This window comes from Variovorax sp. OV084, from assembly GCF_900111625.1.
In the GTDB taxonomy this organism is placed as follows: domain Bacteria; phylum Pseudomonadota; class Gammaproteobacteria; order Burkholderiales; family Burkholderiaceae_C; genus Variovorax.
The window spans coordinates 520,455-536,164 of the sequence record NZ_FOII01000002.1 but is presented as its reverse complement, the minus strand read 5'-3'; the positions used below and the strand labels follow the sequence as shown (position 1 = coordinate 536,164).

At 66.8% G+C, this 15,710-nt stretch carries 13 protein-coding genes; 9 read left to right on the top strand and 4 right to left on the bottom strand.

Annotated features, from left to right (window positions below):
- Positions 1–10: 10 nt before the first annotated feature.
- Entirely contained in the window at positions 11–925 is a 915-nt protein-coding gene (locus tag BMW87_RS08840; RefSeq protein WP_093048748.1) for a MurR/RpiR family transcriptional regulator, read from the top strand.
- Positions 922–2,397, top strand: coding sequence for an N-acyl-D-amino-acid deacylase family protein (locus BMW87_RS08835; protein WP_093075826.1), 1,476 nt, complete (start codon positions 922–924; stop codon positions 2,395–2,397). The genes BMW87_RS08840 and BMW87_RS08835 overlap by 4 nt, the downstream gene beginning before the upstream one ends.
- On the opposite strand, the gene BMW87_RS08830 is transcribed toward BMW87_RS08835, so the two are convergent.
- Both BMW87_RS08830 and BMW87_RS08825 read right to left on the bottom strand, forming a co-directional pair.
- Positions 2,398–3,633, bottom strand: a complete 1,236-nt coding sequence (locus BMW87_RS08830; RefSeq protein WP_093075824.1) for a lactonase family protein — start codon at positions 3,631–3,633, stop codon at positions 2,398–2,400.
- Positions 3,634–3,952: 319 nt separating this feature from the next.
- Positions 3,953–5,482, bottom strand: a complete 1,530-nt coding sequence (locus tag BMW87_RS08825; protein ID WP_093075823.1) for an FAD-binding oxidoreductase — start codon at positions 5,480–5,482, stop codon at positions 3,953–3,955.
- 318 nt (positions 5,483–5,800) lie between these two features.
- Between BMW87_RS08825 and BMW87_RS08820 the strand changes: the two genes are divergently transcribed.
- On the top strand, positions 5,801–5,986 hold the full coding sequence (locus tag BMW87_RS08820) for a hypothetical protein (protein WP_093048758.1): 186 nt from the start codon (positions 5,801–5,803) through the stop codon (positions 5,984–5,986).
- A 15-nt stretch (positions 5,987–6,001) separates the two neighbouring features.
- Here BMW87_RS08820 and BMW87_RS08815 read toward each other — a convergent pair whose 3' ends face one another.
- Positions 6,002–6,940, bottom strand: a complete 939-nt coding sequence (locus BMW87_RS08815) for a LysR family transcriptional regulator (RefSeq protein WP_093048761.1) — start codon at positions 6,938–6,940, stop codon at positions 6,002–6,004.
- A 155-nt stretch (positions 6,941–7,095) separates the two neighbouring features.
- On the opposite strand from BMW87_RS08815, the gene BMW87_RS08810 reads away from it, so the two are divergent.
- The 6 genes from BMW87_RS08810 (at position 7,096) to BMW87_RS08785 (ending at position 13,982) form a co-directional block, all read left to right on the top strand.
- Complete coding sequence (locus BMW87_RS08810; protein WP_093048764.1) at positions 7,096–7,992, top strand: transporter substrate-binding domain-containing protein; 897 nt, start codon at positions 7,096–7,098, stop codon at positions 7,990–7,992.
- Between the two features lie 3 nt (positions 7,993–7,995).
- On the top strand, positions 7,996–9,288 hold the full coding sequence (locus BMW87_RS08805; RefSeq protein WP_093075821.1) for an aminotransferase class V-fold PLP-dependent enzyme: 1,293 nt from the start codon (positions 7,996–7,998) through the stop codon (positions 9,286–9,288).
- 74 nt (positions 9,289–9,362) lie between these two features.
- A complete protein-coding gene (locus tag BMW87_RS08800; RefSeq protein ID WP_093075819.1) occupies positions 9,363–10,487 on the top strand; it encodes a hypothetical protein in 1,125 nt (374 codons plus the stop codon).
- Positions 10,488–10,519: 32 nt separating this feature from the next.
- Positions 10,520–11,773 carry a toxic anion resistance protein gene (locus BMW87_RS08795; protein ID WP_093075818.1) on the top strand — a complete coding sequence of 418 codons (1,254 nt, stop codon included), beginning with the start codon at positions 10,520–10,522 and terminating at the stop codon, positions 11,771–11,773.
- Positions 11,770–13,353, top strand: a complete 1,584-nt coding sequence (locus BMW87_RS08790; protein ID WP_256216701.1) for a vWA domain-containing protein — start codon at positions 11,770–11,772, stop codon at positions 13,351–13,353. Before BMW87_RS08795 ends, BMW87_RS08790 begins: the two co-directional genes overlap by 4 nt.
- The gene (locus BMW87_RS08785) at positions 13,353–13,982 is read left to right on the top strand and encodes a hypothetical protein (RefSeq protein ID WP_093048775.1); all 630 of its coding nucleotides are present in this window, start codon (positions 13,353–13,355) and stop codon (positions 13,980–13,982) included. The genes BMW87_RS08790 and BMW87_RS08785 overlap by 1 nt, the downstream gene beginning before the upstream one ends.
- A 22-nt stretch (positions 13,983–14,004) precedes the next feature.
- Here the strand turns inward: BMW87_RS08785 and BMW87_RS08780 are convergent, their stop codons facing one another.
- Positions 14,005–15,660 (bottom strand): SulP family inorganic anion transporter, encoded by a 1,656-nt coding sequence (locus BMW87_RS08780; RefSeq protein ID WP_093075815.1) that lies wholly within the window; start codon positions 15,658–15,660, stop codon positions 14,005–14,007.
- Positions 15,661–15,710 lie beyond the last annotated feature (50 nt).

Below are 15,710 nucleotides of genomic sequence, written 5' to 3'. Positions count from 1 at the left end.
GCACGCTGCGATGACACCCTCCCTGCTTCAGAAAATCGCGCAGATCCGCAGCGACGCCCCGGCGACGCGGCGCGCGATTCTCGACCTGATCCTCGAAGACCCCGACCGCGTGCTCGAAGAGAGCTTCGAGCAGCTGGCCGAGCGCTCGCGCAGTTCGGTGCCCACCATCATGCGCACCTGCCGCGACCTCGGCTTTGCCGGGCTGCGCGAGTTCAAGCTCGCGCTCGCGCAGGAGCTGGCGCTCGGTGGCTCGCCGCTGCACCGCCGCGTGAACATCGAGGACGCGGCCGACGAAGTGGTCGGCAAGATCGCGCGCAGCGCTGCGGCATCGGTCTCGGGCGTGCGCGGCCAGCTCGACATGCAGGTGCTCGACGGCGCCGTGGCGGCGATTGCGGCCGCGCCGCACGTCGACCTGTACGGCGCGGGCGCCACATCATGGTTCATGGCCAACGACCTTCAGGCGCGGCTCTTCAGACTCGGCCTGTCGGCCAATGCCTGGGCCGACTACCACCTGCAGCAGGTGGCCGGCGCGGCGCAGCGGCCGGGCGGCGTGGTCATCGCCATCTCGCACGTGGGCGGCATGCCCTCGCTGCTCGACGCGGTGGACATCGCGCGCGGGCAGGGCGCCAAGGTGGTTGCGCTGACGCGGCCCGGCACGGCACTCGCGGCCAAGGCCGACTTTCTGCTAGGCCTGTCGGTGCCCGATGACGCGGTGATGCACGTGGGCATCGACGCCTACCTGACGCACCTCACAGCCATCGAGATCCTTACCGTGCTCGTGGCCCAGCGCCGCGGCGAACCCGCCGTGCAGCGCCTTCAGCGCGCGCGCGAGGCCTTCCAGCGCCACGGCATCGACGCCACCACGCACCCGCTGCAAAGCTGGGACGGCGGCGGCATCAACAGCAACAAGGGAGCCGCATCGTGAGTGCGACGACAGGCAAGGCCATCCTGCTCGAAGCTGGCCTGGTGGTCGACGGCTCGGGCGGCCCTTCGTGGCCCGGCGACGTACTGCTGCAGGGCGACCGCATCGTCGCGCTCGGCGAAGGCCTGCGCGAGCGGCTGCCCGATGGCCTCGCGCTGGCCGACGTCGAGATCGTCGACTGCCGCGCCAAGGTCATCGCCCCTGGCTTCATCGACGCGCATACGCACGACGACGCCATCGTGCTGCGCGACCCGCTGTGCCTGCCCAAGGTGTCGCAGGGCATCACCACGGTGGTGACGGGCAACTGCGGCATTTCGCTCGCGCCCTACCGCACGCCGCAGTCGCTGCCGCCGCTCACGCTGCTGGGCGCCGATTCGTTCAAGCACGCGACCATGGCGGAGTACCGCGCGGCGGTCGATGCGACGCAGCCTGCGCTCAACGTGGCAGCGCTGGTCGGCCACACCACGCTGCGCTTCGCGACCATGGAAGCGCTGGACCGGCCCGCCAGCGCCGATGAGATGGCGCGCATGGAAGCGCTGCTCGACAGCTGCATGGCCGACGGTGCGCACGGCATGTCGTCGGGCCTGTTCTACGAAGAGGCCTTTGCTGCGCCCGCCGAAGAAGTGACGGCGCTGGCGCGCGTCGTGGCACGCCATGGCGGTGTGTACGCCACGCACCTGCGCAGCGAGATGCAGCAGATCATCGAGGCGCTGCACGAGGCCGGCGACTCGGCTTTCAATGCCGGCGTGCCGCTCGTCATCTCGCACCACAAGTGCGCCGGCCCCGCCAACTGGGGCCGCACGAAAGAGACCCTGCCGCTGATCGAGTCGCTGGCGCAGCGCCAGAAGATCGCGATGGACGTGTACCCCTACGTGGCCGGCTCGACCGTGCTGCGCGAGGATCTTGTCGATGGCGTGATCGACGTGCTGCTCACTTGGTCCGACCCGCATCCGGAGATGACGGGGCGCCTTGTCTCCGACATCGCGCGCGAGTGGGGCGTCACCGAGCGGGAGGCCTGCCTGCGCCTGAAGCCGGGCGGCGCCTGCTACTTCCAGATGCAGGAGGAAGACGTGGAGCGTGTCATCGCGCATCCGCTCACCATGATCGGCAGCGACGGCCTGCCGCACGACCGGCATCCGCATCCGCGCCTGTGGGGGGCTTTTCCTCGCGTGTTTGCGCGCTACTGGCGCCAGCGCAGGCTGTTCACGCTGGAGCAGGCCGTGCACAAGATGACCGGCATGACCGCGCGCAACCTGCGCATCGCCGACCGCGGCCTGCTGCGCACCGGCGCGATGGCCGATGTGGTGGTGTTCGACCCCGAGACCATCGCCGACACCGCGACCTACGACCAGCCGCACGGCGTGAGTCTGGGCGTGGAGCGCGTGTTCGTGAACGGCGTGCTGGCCTACCGCGGCGGCGAGGCCGAAGCACGGGTGCTGGCGCGCGCGGGGCGGATGCTCACGCGCGGGAGCTGATCAGGCGAACACCAGGCAGGCCGGCGTCGGCACTTGTGCCACCTGCACCGGCTGGTCCAGCTTGCCGCTCGCGGGGTCGATGCGCAGGCGCAGGATGGCGTCGCCTTTCTGGCTGAGCGCGTAGAGGTGACTGCCACTGGGCGCCATCGCCAGCGCGCGCGGGAAGCGCAGGCCTTCGCTCCAGTGCTGCAGCGGTGTCAGCGTGCCGCTGGTTGCATCGACGCGGAATGCTGCAATGCTGTCGGCCAGCGGGTGTTCCGACTTCAGCCGGCGGTTGCTCGCGTAGAGAAACTGCCCCGAGGGATGCATCACCAGCGCCGCCGAGTTTTTCTGGCCGGTGAAGTCTTGCGGCACTGTCGAGATCCGCTGGCGTTGTCCGTCTATCAGGCCGCTGGCCGCGTCGTAGCCGAAGCAGGCGACCGTGGCATCGAGTTCGCTCACCAGGTACAGGAAGCGTTGCGACGGATGCAGCGCCAGGTGGCGCGGGCCGCTGCCGGGCTGCGTGGCAGTGCGGCCGACCAGTGCCAGCTTGCCGTCGGTGAGCGTGAAGACGTTGATGCGGTCGCTGCCGAGGTCGGTGGCTAGCACGCGCTGGCCCGAGGCGTCGAACTGCACCATGTGCGGGTGTGGCGACTCCTGCCGTTCGGTGTCGGGGCCGGAGCCGGTTTCCTTCTCAATGCTCGATACCTTGCCGAGCTTGCCGTCTGCATTGATCGGCAGCACGTTGTAGGCGCCGCCGCCATACAGCGCCACGACCAGGGCGCGCCCATCGGGTGCCACGGCCAGATGCGCCGGGATGACGCCCGACAGGGACAGCGGCTGGCGGTTGATCAGCGTCAGGCGGCCACTGCGTTCATCGATGGCATAGGCTTCGGCTGTTCCGGTGGGCAGGCCCTGGTAGGTGTCGATTTCGTTGATCGCGTACAGGAAGCGCTGGCTGGGGTGCACCGCTAGAAACGAAGGGTTCGCGCTGGTGACTGCTTGCACCTGTGTCCAGGCGCTGTCCTGAATGGCGAGCACGTAGATGCCCTTCGACGCTGGCCCGCCAGCGGTGCCGCCCGGGGCGTCACTGGTGTAGGTGCCGACATATGCAAAGCGCGGTGCGGGTGTGCTGCGAGTGGTGGCTGCGGCGTCTGGGGTTTGTGCGTTGGCAGGTAGCCACGGCGTCAAGGCACCGAGGGCGGAGGTGCCGCCGATCCATTGCATGACTGTGCGGCGTTGGGGGCGATGTGTCATGGGATTCCTCTTGTGATTAGGCTCGATGGTTTTTGTTCAGGGCGTGTACGAATGCCACCGGGTACTCCCCTCCGCGAATGTCCCCCGGCCTTCGGCCTCCTCCTTTATTTCGCTGCGGGGAGCACCCGATGCCATTCGCACATGGACGCAGTCGTTGTGCGGGCCGATCAAACGCTGCGCTGAACGATCACGTCGATGGGGTGCCTTGCGCAGCGAAATAAAGGAGGAGGCCGCAGGCCGGGGGACATTCGCGGAGCAAGGTACCCCGTCGGCGTGATCGCGCCCCGAAACGCAGCGACTCGAAAAGCGGGAGGTCATTTCAAGGCCGTACTGACATTGCATGGTGAAAGATGTTGTTCGGGTCATACCGACGCTTCACCTTTCGCAGGAAGTCATAGAGCCCCTGGTCTCCGTAGTAGAGCTGCGACCAGAAAGGGTAGGCCAGCATGTCGCTGTCCGGGTAGTTGATGTAGCAGCCCTCGTAGCGCTCGCCGGGGTAAGGGGTGCCGGCGTAGCGCTCGGGTACGTCGGGCGTGCCGTACACGTCTCGGTAGAAATCGTTGATCCAGCGCAGGTGGCCGGCATCGTCCTTCGCATCGCGCCAATAGGTCTGGTACTGCAGCTTCATGATCGAAGCGCGCTGCGGCACCGCGGTGTCTGCGATGCGCTCGGGCTTGTTGACGGCGCCGCCGTACGAATCCACCTGCACCAGCGACTGGCTGAGATCGACGCCCGGTATCACGCGCGTCAGGTGCGTGTAGATGCGCTGCGCCTCGCGGGTGCTGAAGTTCTGCTTCATGTAGGCCGACTTGTATTTGCCGCGCTGGTTATCGCCCGAGCCGTTGAGGTATTGCGTGGCTGTTAGCCAGTCGTAGCGCGTCACCGTGTGCGGCTTGGAGCACAGCAACTGCCCCGCGTCGCGTTGCGGGGCCGGGCCCACGCCCGGCGGCCGGCCCTTGGCGGGCACCGGCGCGCAGGCGCGAAAGCGATCGAGGAATTCGTTGAGCACCGTCAGGTCGTTGCAGGTGCCGTCGGGGTTGCAGAACTGCGTCAGCATCACGATCTGGCCCGACGAGCGATGCGTGAGCTTGAGCAGCGAGAACATGCCCCAGGTGTCGGGCGACTTGCCGCGGGTCGCCCAGTATTCGCCGTAGGTGGAGAGCAGGGTGGCAAAGCTCTCGGGCGTCATGGTGGCCCAGTCGAAGGCGACCACCGCCAGCGCAACCTCGCGCGGCGCGGGCGGCAGGGTGTCGAACACGTAGCTGGTGATCGCGCCGAAGTTGCCGCCGCCCGCGCCGCGACAGGCGCGGAACAGATCGGGCTCGCGGCGCGCATCCACGGTGCGCGGCACCACCTTGCCGCGAGAGTCCACCGTGAGGATGTCCACAGCGGAGAGCCAATCGACCGTCAGCCCCTGCAGGCGCGACAGCAGGCCGTAGCCGCCGCCGCAGATGTGCCCGCCCGCGCCGACCGAATAGCAGGAGCCGCCGGGCAGCGTGACGTTGCTGCGCTTGTACAGGTCGAGGTATTCGTTCCAGTTCTGCGTGCCGGGGCCGACACGGTAGCGCCCGTCGCCGCTGGCGGGGCTCGCCTGGTTGAGCAGGCTCAGGTCGAGGATCGCGCCGTCGGGGTTGTTGGAGACGAAGTCTTCATAACAATGCCCACCACTGCGCAACGTGGGCCGAAGGCCAGCATCGACGATGCGCTGCAGGGCGGCGGCCGCATCGCCGGCGTTCTCCGCCAGTTCGATGCGCGAAGCGGCGTCTGACTCCGTTGCAGGCCATCGCAGGTTGAAACCCTTTTTCAGGGTGTTGTAGCGAGCATCCTGGCGTGTCACGGTGATGGTCATGGGCACTTTCTGATGGTCGTCTTGCGACGGTGAGCGGGAAGCAGGCGCCTGAAATGAAAGACTTTTTCTTAATTTCCTTGATTTGACGAAAATATCGCGCTACGTCGCCTATATTGACGTCAATTATTGGATTGTTTGAAAGATATTTTCATAAGGACAACCCCGAATCGGTGCCCCTCAAAGTCAGGGGCCGCGGTACCGGCACTGCGTCGTATCCAGTTGGATATGACCCCACGACCCCTAAAGTTCTAACGCTCCCGGCAAAAATCGGTCAAACTGACGCACTCACCGGCCGTCGAATTCCGACTTGGAGCAAAGATGGACAAGGACGCTGAAGGCCTTGGCGCCGATTTCGAGCTGTGGCAGCAGCTCACTGATGACTACGAAGCAGCATTGGGCGCACTGGCCCGGGGTGAGCCGGGTGCGCGGGAGCGAGTGCTCCGGTTGTCTCTGGCGCTGCGGCAATTGCATCCGGACCTGTCCCCCGTCGACGACAACAGCTAGGACAGAAGCTCGCATTCAGCCGCGCGTCGTTTCCGTTTCCTCTTCTTCTCCCTCCGCCTGCGCCTGGAACATCCGCGTGAAGTCGCAGCATTCCTGCGCCAGCATCACGATGGATGAGGTGAGCGCGCTGCGGTGCTCGCCTTTGTGCATCGCCACGTAGCGCACCACGGGCAAGGCTGGCGTCACGTCGATCACCGTAAGCATCCCCGCCGCCACCAGCGGCTGCAGGCACTCGCGCGGCAGGTAGCTCACGCCCAGCCCCGACACGGTGAGCCCGGTCAGCGCTACCAGGTTGCTCACCACGATCACGTTGGCGGGCTGCACGCCTTGCTCTTTCATCCATGCGTCGTAGGCGCGGCCCGTGCCGGAGTTGTTGCCCTGCACCAGCATCCGATGGCGCGCCAGTTCGTGCAGTCGCACGGTGCCGCCGGCCGGCACCACGCCGGGCTTGCACATCCACGCGCTCTTCACCTGGCCGATGACCTTGTGCGGCAGGCGCGAGTCGGCAAAGGTGTCGGGCACGATGACCAGGTCAAGCTCGTCGGCCAGCAGCTTGTCGCGCAGCTGGAGGCTGTCGTCCACATCGGGCTCGAGGATCACCTTGGGATAGTGCTGCTGGATGAGGCCCACCAGCCGCGGCAGCCACGTCATCGCGGTGAGCTCGGTCACGCCCAGGCGTATGCGGCGCTCCACCACACCGGGCTTGCCGAACTGCTCGACGGCGGCGTCGCGCTGCTCCAGCAGCTTCCGGGCGAGCACGAACATCTCTTCGCCTTTCTCGGTGAGCCGCGCGGCGCGCTGGCTGCGGTCGAACAGCTCGGTGTCGAACAGCTGCTCCAGCTCGTGCACCCGCTTTGAGATGGCCGACTGCGAGGTGTTGAGCTGGTTGGCCGCCTGCGCGAAGCCGCCGAGCCGGGCGATCCAGTACAGGGCTTCGAGTTGCTTGAAGGTCATCACGGTGCGTTGCTCCTGTGAAGGCTGACTGAAAGAACGCTTTTATTCATGCGATTCGATCACAAAAAATCGCTTTTAGAAATTCATTGCGAGGCAGAAGATTCGCCAAAACCACCGCGTTCGACCAACGTCATCGACTCTTCAAGGAACTCTCCATGGACTTCAAGAAACTGCCCCTCGCGCTCGGACTTGTCTTTGCCTTCACCTGCGGCGCCGCCAGTGCCCAGGACGGCGGCACGCTGCAGAAGATCAAGGAGAGCGGCACGATCCAGATCGGCGCGCGCGACAGCCAGATCCCGTTCTCGTACAAGCTCAGCGCCGACAGCGCGCCCATCGGCTTCACCAACGACATCTGCCTGAAGATCGTCGACGCCGTGAAGGCCAAGCTGGGCCTGGCCAAGATCGAGGTGCGCTACACCATGCTCAACTCGACCAACCGCATTCCGCTGCTGCAGAACGGCACCGTCGACCTCGACTGCGCCACCACCACAAACACCACGCAGCGCCAGCAGCAGGTCGACTTCGCGCCCAGCCACTTCGTCACCAACATCACCGCCGCCGTGAAGAAGGCTTCGGGCATCAATGCACTGGGCGACCTCAACGGCAAGAACGTGGCCACCGTCTCGGGCAGCACCTCGATCCAGCTGCTGCGCGGCGCGCGCAAGAGCGGCACCATCGAAGTGAACGAGATCGCCGGCAAGGACACCTCCGACGGCTTCCTGCTGCTGTCCACCGGCCGCGCCGACGCCTATGTGCTCGACGACGTGCAGCTCGCCGGCATGATCGCCAGCGCGACCAACCCGGGCGACTACAAGATCCTGAAGGAATCGCTGCGCCAGGAGCCCTACGGGATCATGCTGCGCAAGGACGACCCGCAGTTCAAGGCACTCGTCGACGAGACCGTCACGGGCCTGATGAAGTCGGGCGCCATCGAGCAGCTCTACACCAAGTGGTTCATGTCGCCGATCCCGCCGAAGAACGCGAACCTCAACTTCCCGATGACGGATGCGGTGCGCGAGATCTACAAGAACCCGAACAACAAGGGCGTCTGAGCGATGACTCTCCAGCTTCCTGATCCCGACCGCGGCCAGGCCTTTTCCGATGCGCTGATGCGCGAGGTGAAAGCGCGCTTCCTGCAGGTCGACCATGACCACCACGGCCGCGAGCGCCTGTACTTCGACAACGCCGGCGGCTCGTTCCGCCTCAAGGCCGCGGTCGAGCGCTTCGCGCAGGTCGATGCCATTCCCGACAACGCCGAGCGCATCCACGCCACGGCCGTCGAGCTGCAGAACATCCAGGCCAAGGGCAGCGCCGACCTGCGCACCATCCTCAATGCCACGGGCGGCAGCGTGTACGCCTCGTTCAGCGCCTCGGGCGCCATGTTCGACATGGTGCGCGCCATCGCGGAGAACGTGCCGGGCACGAACATGGTCACCACCGTGCTCGAACATCCGTCGGCCTTCGACGCGATGAGCCTCTACGCCCAGCGCCTCGGCCGCGAGCTGCGCGTGGCGCAGAGCAACCCCGTCACCGGTGGCGTCGACGTGGAAGAGATCGTGCGACTGGTCGACAAAGATACCTGCCTGCTCAACGTGATCTACGCGTCGAACATCTCCGGCGCCAAGCTCGACATGGCCGAAATCGTGCGCCGCGCGCGCGAGATCAAGCCCGACCTGTACATCCTGGTCGACGCCGTGCAGCACGCGCCGCACGGCCTCATCGACCTGCAGAAGACGCCGGTGGACGGCATCAACCTCGCGCCCTACAAGTTCTTCGGCTGCCGGGGCTCGGGGCTCTCGTGGGTGTCCGAGCGCGCGGCCGTGCTGCCGCACCACAAGCTGGCGGGCAAGAAGCCCGACTACTGGGACCTGGGCAGCGCGGCGCCGTGGCAGTTCGCGGTGCTCACGGAAATCGTCGACTACGTTTGCTGGCTGGGCGGCCACTTCAGCGACGCCACCGACCGGCGCGCACTGTTCATCGCCGGCATCACGCACATCGAACTGCACGAGCGCGCGCTGCTGGCACTGCTGCTCGACGGCAACGCGAACGCCACCGGCATGCGGGAGATGAAGGGCGTCAACGTCTTCCTCGATCACGAAGACCTGACCAAGCGCGACCTGATCCTGGGCATCGGCTTCGACCGTATCGACTGCACGCAGGCGGTGGTCGAGTACGGCAAGCGCGGCGTGACCGTCTACGAGCGTGTGGCAACCAGCATCTACTCGAAGCGCATGCTCGAATCCTTCGGGCTCGCGGGCACCGTTCGGGTGTCGCCGCTGCATTGCAATTCCGTCGCCGACATCGAGAAATTCCTGCGCATTACCCAGGAAATAGCCACCGACATCTGACTGTCACAAACCGTCATATTCGGTAGTTAGCATGTTTCTCTACCCCCGTTCACAGGGGGAGAGGAGCATGAGATTTGGAAATCCGCAAGCTGATCGCACCAGCGCTGGCCGTCGTCCTGCTGGCCGCGGTCGGGTCCGGCGTCTGGTATTCGAACACCCGCCTGCACGATGAATCGGCCACCGCCGCCGCCGCGCGCATCGAGCAGCAGAAACAGGTCACGCTGCGGGGCCTGATCGGCTCCGAAAAAGAAACCTTCTTTGCCGACCCGCGCGTGCAGAAGGCGCTGGCGGCGCAGGACATCACCGTCACCGTCGAGAAGGCCGGTTCGCGTGCCATTGCCAGCCGCTACGACGCCACCAAGTTCGACTTCGGCTTTCCCTCGGGCGCGCCCGCTGCGGCGCAGCTCAAGACGCTCGCCAAGGCGCCTAACGTCTTCAACCCGTTCTACACGCCCATCGTGCTGGCCAGCTGGCGGCCGATTGCCGAGATCCTCGTGGCCAACGGCATCGCGCAGAAGCAGGGCGACTTCTACTACGTGGTCGACCTGCCGGGCCTGATGGCCATGATCGAGAAGGGCACGCGCTGGAAGGAGCTCAAGGCCAGCAGCGCGTTTTCCACCAGCAAGTCGCTGCTCATCAACTCGACCGACGTGCGCACCTCCAACTCGGCGGCAATGTACCTCGCGCTCGCGAGCTACCTCGCCAACAGCCAGCAGATCGTGCAGAGCCAGGAAGACGTGGACCGCGTCATGCCCGTGGTTGCACCGCTGTTCCTGCGCCAGGGCTTCCAGGAGCAATCGTCGGCCGGGCCGTTCGAAGACTATCTCGCGCTCGGCATGGGCAAGGCGCCGCTGCTGGTGGCCTACGAGTCGCAAATGATCGAGTTCTGGCTGAAGAACCCCGACCGGCTCAAGAGCGACATGGTGCTGCTCTACCCCAAGCCCACCGTCTATTCGAAGCACGTGCTGGTGCCCTACACGCCCGGCGGCGCGCGGCTCGGAGCGGCGCTGGAAAACGACCCGGCCCTGCGCGAGCTCGCGCACGAATACGGCTACCGCACCGGCGGCGACGCCAAGGGCCCCGAAACCTGGGCCGCGCGCGGCGTGAAGGTGCCCGACGTGCTGGTCGACGTGATCGACCCGCCGAGCTTCGAGTGGCTCGAGCGAATGACCACGGGCATCGAAGCCCGCTTCAAGTGAACGACCGAACGACTGAACCAAGGAACGCATTCATGAACGCGCCTGTCACCGCAACCACCACCACCGCAACGGCCCCCGCGCCCATCGACCTGCAGCCGCCGCAGGCCTTCACGCTCGAACCGCCCGCGCCCGTTGCCCTGGTGCCGGTCGAGTCGGCCAGCGGCAAGGTGCGCCTGAAGCCCGAGGACGTGGCCGAGCTCGACGCGCAGGTGGCGCGCTTCATCGACGACATCACCGCACACGACAGCCAGCATCCGCAGTTCAAAGAGGCCGTGGAGCGCATCCACTCGATGGGCAACAAGGACATCGAGGCCTCTGCATCGGTCTCCAACCGCATGCTCGACCGGCCCGTGGGTTCGCTGCGCAACGGCCTGTTCGACAAGGGCGCGCAGATCGGCCAGTCGCTGATCGACTTGCGCCACCAGGTGGAAGACCTCGACCCCTCGAAGCAGGGCGACCTGTTCTCGGCGCGCAAGCTGCTCGGCATCATTCCGCTGGGCAACAAGCTGCTGGCGTACTTCGAGCGCTACCAGTCGTCGCAGACGCACCTGAACGCCATCATCGAATCGCTCAAGCGCGGCAAGGACGAGCTGCTGCGCGACAACACCGCCATCGAGCAGGAAAAGGTCAACCTCTGGACGCTGATGGAACGGCTCGAGAAATACGTGCACATCGGCAAGGCGCTCGACAGCCAGCTCGACGCCAAGGCCCGCGCGCTGGAAACCACCGACCCCGAGAAGGCCCGCGTGATCCGCGAGGAAATGCTGTTCTATTCGCGCCAGAAGGTCACCGACCTGCTCACGCAGCTCGCGGTGAACATCCAGGGCTATCTCGCGCTGGACATGATCCGCAAGAACAACCTGGAGCTGATGAAGGGCGTGGACCGCGCCACCACCACCACCGTGGCCGCGCTGCGCACCGCAGTGATCGTGGCGCAGGCGCTGTCCAACCAGAAGCTGGTGCTCGACCAGATCAGCGCGCTCAACGCCACCACCGGCAACCTCATTGCCAGCACCAGCGAGATGCTGCGCGACCAGAGCAGTGCCATCCACCAGCAGGCGGCCTCCAGCACCATCGAGATCGCCAAGCTGCAGCAGGCCTTCGCCAACATCTACCAGACCATGGACACGATCGCCGACTTCAAGAGCAAGGCGCTCGACTCCATGCAGACCACGGTGGACACGCTGACGAATGAAGTCGCCAAGAGCCGCACCTATCTCGACCGCGTGCGCCGCCAGGAAACGACCGAGGCGCTGCAGTCGCCGCGCGGCGAGGTCGCGCTGTGAGTCTGCTGACCCGGCTGCTAGCTCTGACGGCTGTGGTGCTGGGCCTCGCGGCCTGTGGCAAGGAAGAGCCGCCACAGGCGATGAACGCCGCGCCGGCCGCGCAAGCCACCGCGACCTTCACCATCCTCGCGGGCTCCGAACTCAAAGACCTCGAAGCCCCCATCGTCGCCGCCGCAAAGGCAGCCGGCGTGGACGTGAAGCTCTCGTACGCCGGCACGCTCGATATCGTCGAGCGCATCAACGCTGGCGAGCGCTTCGACGCGATCCTGCCGCCCAACGGCGCGTACCCCGCGCTCGCGCTGCAGACCAAGCCGCTGGCGCGCGACAAGCTCTTCTATTCGCGCATCGCGCTTGGCGTGAAGAGCGCCAAGGCCGCGCAGCTCGGGTGGAACAGGAAACCGCCGGGCTGGGCCGAAATCGCGAGGGCCGCGGGCGCAGGCCAGCTGCGCTACGGCATGACCAACGCCACCAGCTCCAACACCGGCATGAGCGCGCTGTTCGCCGTGGCCTCCGCGCTCGCGGGCAAGACCGAAGACCTGACCGCGCAAGACGTGGACGAGAAAACGCTGAAGGCCTTTCTCTCCGGCCAGAAGCTCACCGCCGGCAGCTCGGGCTGGCTGGCCGATGCCTACATCAAGGACCCGTCGGCCATCGACGCGATGGTCAACTACGAAGCCGTGATCCTGCGCGCCAACGAGAAGCTGCCCGCCGCCGACCAGCTCACGCTGATCTACCCGCGCGACGGCATGATCTCGGCCGACTACCCGCTGATGCTGCTCAACGCCGACAAGCGCGAGGCCTACACCCAGCTGGTCGCCACGCTGAAGGCCGCGCCGTTCCAGCGCGATGCGCTCTCGGCTGCCTTTCTGCGCCCCGCCAACCCCGAGGTTGCCGCCGCCGGCGCCTTGCCCACCGCCGCCGTGGCCGAGCTGGGCTTTCCCAACCGGCTGGAGGTGATCGACGCGGTGCTCGGCACCTACCAGTCGAAATGGCGCAAGCCCGCCACCTCGATCTTCGTGCTCGACCTCAGCGGCTCGATGGCGGGCAAGCGACTGGCCTCGATGCGCGAGGCGCTCAAGTTGCTTTCGGGCGCCGACGAGGCCACCACCGCAAGCGCTCGCTATAGCGCCTTCCAGAGCCGCGAGCGCGTGGTGCTCATCACCTTCTCAACCGAGGTGCAGGAGCCGGTGTGGGTGCGCTTCGATGCCGACCGGATCGACGCGGCCCGCGCCACGCTGCGCGAGCAGGCCGACGCGATGACTGCCAACGGCGGCACGGCCATCTATTCGGCGCTCGCTGCCGCCGAAGAAGTGGCACGCAAGGAACAGCAGCGCGAACCCGACCGCTTCGTGAGCATCGTGCTGCTGACCGACGGCGAGAACAACGCGGGCCTGAAGCCGCGCGAGTTCCGCGAGCGCTATGCCGCGGGCGGCCTGCCCGCGCGCATCTTCCCCATCCTCTTCGGCGAGGCCAACGTGAGCGAGATGCAGGAGATCGCGCAGCTCTCGGGCGGGCGCGAGTTCGACGGCCGCAAGCTGCAGCTGGGGCAGGTGTTCAAGGAAATCCGGGGCTACCAGTGATGCCGGAGCGCTCGCTCAAACTGCGCGCGCTGCTGTTTCTCTACGGCAACGGCAACATCCTCGGCTGCGCGCTGGCGCTGCTGGGGCCGGCACTGCTGTTTGCCGGCGTCATCGACACCGGTTGGCTGCTGATCACTGCCGGCCTGTACGTGGCCGGCTGGCTGCTGGGCCGCAGGGCACCTGAACTCGAACGCCGCATCGAAGACAGCCTCAGCGTCGAGCAGACGCTGGAGCGCCTCGACCGCGTGGTCGCGCAGGCGCAGCCGCACCTCACCGAAGACATGCGCAAGAGCCTCGACAACGTGCGCGGCTCGGTGGGCGAAGTGCTGCCGCGCCTCGTCGGTACGGGCTCGCATGGCGACGACCTGTTCACCGTGCGCGAGACCGTGCTGCGCTACCTGCCCGAAACGCTCGCCAACTACGTCGCGCTGCCGCCGGCCTTTCGCATCACCCATGCGGTGAAGGACGGCAAGACCGCGCGCCAGTTGCTCGGCGAGCAACTGGGCCTGCTCGATGCAAAGCTGCGCGAGATCGTTGCCAACGTCGCTTCGAGCGATGCAGCCGCGCTGGTGGCCAACGGGCAGTTTCTTGAAAAGAAGTTTCGCCAGCCGGACTTTCTGGCGGGTTGAGGCGCCTGCCTCTCGAGCGAGCTCAGGCGGCAACCTGCGGTTGCACCGCGTCGTCCACACTCCAAGGCGCGTACACGTCGGCGTGCAAATCGGGCGAGTTCACCTTGGCCAGCAGGTCGCGCAGGTCATCCTTCACGCGCGCCAGCGACAGGCGCGCGCCGCGCACGCGCACATAGGCTGCGAAGTCGCACAGCGCCTCGATGCTGGTCGCGTCGAGGTCCGCCGACTCTTCCAGGCTCAGCACCATGCGCTGCAGGCCCGGCGTCGCGTCGATGCGTGCGCGGATCGATGCGAACACTGCATCCGCATTGCCGAAGAACAAGGGCACATCGGGCCGCGCGATCAGCACGCCAGGCGGCACCACGGCCTCGGGGTGGCGGGCCGTGTCTACAAAGTCGTGGCTCTGGCCCAGCCGCCCGAGCCAGCTCACGGTGGTGCGCGAGAAGCCGCGCAGCAGCAACAGCAGGCTCACGCCGATGGCAGCCAGCAGCCCGTTGAGCACGCCCAGCAGCAGCACCGCGGCAATCGCCACCAGCGCCACCAGCCGGTCGCGCCGCCACTGGAAGTACGGCCGCAGCGCCGCCGGGCTCAGCGTGTGGCTCACCGCGTGGATCACGATGGCCGCCAGCAGCGGCTCGGGCGTATGCGCGATCCACGGCAGCAGCGTGAGCACCGCCACCAGCACCACCAGCCCCGCTACGATGCCGGCCGTGCGAGTCTTCGCACCGGCCGATTCGTTGGCCGACGTGGCCGAGTAGCCCGCACCCACCGGCATGCCCTGGAACAGCGCCGACAGCAGGTTCGCGCCGCCGAGCGCCAGCAGGTCGCGGTTGGCCGACACGTTGTCGCCGTGGCGCATCGCAAAGGTGCGGATAGACCCGTAAGACTCGGCATAGAGGATCAGCGCCATCGCGAAGGCCAGCCCGCCGAGGCTCTGCCACTGTTCCCGGTCGAGCTGCGGCACACCCGGGTGCGAGAAGTCGAGCGAGATCGGCCCCACCGCCGCCACGCCCCAGGCATGGCATAGGCCATTCACGTCGAGCACGATACCGGCCACGATCACCAGCAGGGCCGCCGGCACCGCGCGCCATCGCGCCAGGCCGCGCAGAAGCACCAGCGCGACAAGCGCCATGGCCGCGCCCGCAAGGTTCCAGTGCCGCCATTCGGCCACCAGCCCCGCGGCAAGGCGGAAGAAATCGCTGTGCACCGGCTGCACCGCGAGCACCTTGGGCAACTGCTTGACCACGATGGTGAGCGCCAGCCCCAGTGCGAAGCCGCGCAGCACCGGCTTGGCGATCAGGCTAGACACAGCGCCGAGTCGGGCGATGCCCGCAATCACGAAGAACACCCCGGCCAGCAGCACGATGCCCGCGCCCAACGCCAGCCGCGTGACCGCATCGACACCCGTCACCGACATCGTGGCCGCGAACAGCACCGCGGCGGAAGACGAAGTGGCCGAGACGATCGCGAAGCGGCTGCTGCCGAAGAGGCCGTACACCAGCAGCCCCGCGAACAGCGCGATCACGCCGGCCTGCGGTGGCAGCCCCGCTATGCCCGAATAAGCGACCGCCTCGGGCAGCAGCAGGCCCGCGATGGAGACGCCCGCGACGACGTCGGCTAGGCCAGGGCGGCGTGGGGCGGTCGTGGGCGTGGGCATCGGGGGAGTTTCTGCGGTCATGGGCAAGTTTGTTGTTGTCGCTTCATGCTGGCAATGGGTAGCGGACCGGA

What these genes read in the sequence shown, in the direction of transcription:
- BMW87_RS08840 (WP_093048748.1), top strand. Translation starts at nt 11, where the DNA reads ATGACACCCTCCCTGCTTCAGAAAATCGCGCAGATCCGCAGCGACGCC.
- BMW87_RS08830 (WP_093075824.1), bottom strand. Translation starts at nt 3,633, where the DNA reads ATGACACATCGCCCCCAACGCCGCACAGTCATGCAATGGATCGGCGGC.
- BMW87_RS08825 (WP_093075823.1), bottom strand. Translation starts at nt 5,482, where the DNA reads ATGACCATCACCGTGACACGCCAGGATGCTCGCTACAACACCCTGAAA.
- BMW87_RS08820 (WP_093048758.1), top strand. Translation starts at nt 5,801, where the DNA reads ATGGACAAGGACGCTGAAGGCCTTGGCGCCGATTTCGAGCTGTGGCAG.
- BMW87_RS08815 (WP_093048761.1), bottom strand. Translation starts at nt 6,940, where the DNA reads ATGACCTTCAAGCAACTCGAAGCCCTGTACTGGATCGCCCGGCTCGGC.
- BMW87_RS08810 (WP_093048764.1), top strand. Translation starts at nt 7,096, where the DNA reads ATGGACTTCAAGAAACTGCCCCTCGCGCTCGGACTTGTCTTTGCCTTC.
- BMW87_RS08805 (WP_093075821.1), top strand. Translation starts at nt 7,996, where the DNA reads ATGACTCTCCAGCTTCCTGATCCCGACCGCGGCCAGGCCTTTTCCGAT.
- BMW87_RS08795 (WP_093075818.1), top strand. Translation starts at nt 10,520, where the DNA reads ATGAACGCGCCTGTCACCGCAACCACCACCACCGCAACGGCCCCCGCG.
- BMW87_RS08785 (WP_093048775.1), top strand. Translation starts at nt 13,353, where the DNA reads ATGCCGGAGCGCTCGCTCAAACTGCGCGCGCTGCTGTTTCTCTACGGC.
- BMW87_RS08780 (WP_093075815.1), bottom strand. Translation starts at nt 15,660, where the DNA reads ATGACCGCAGAAACTCCCCCGATGCCCACGCCCACGACCGCCCCACGC.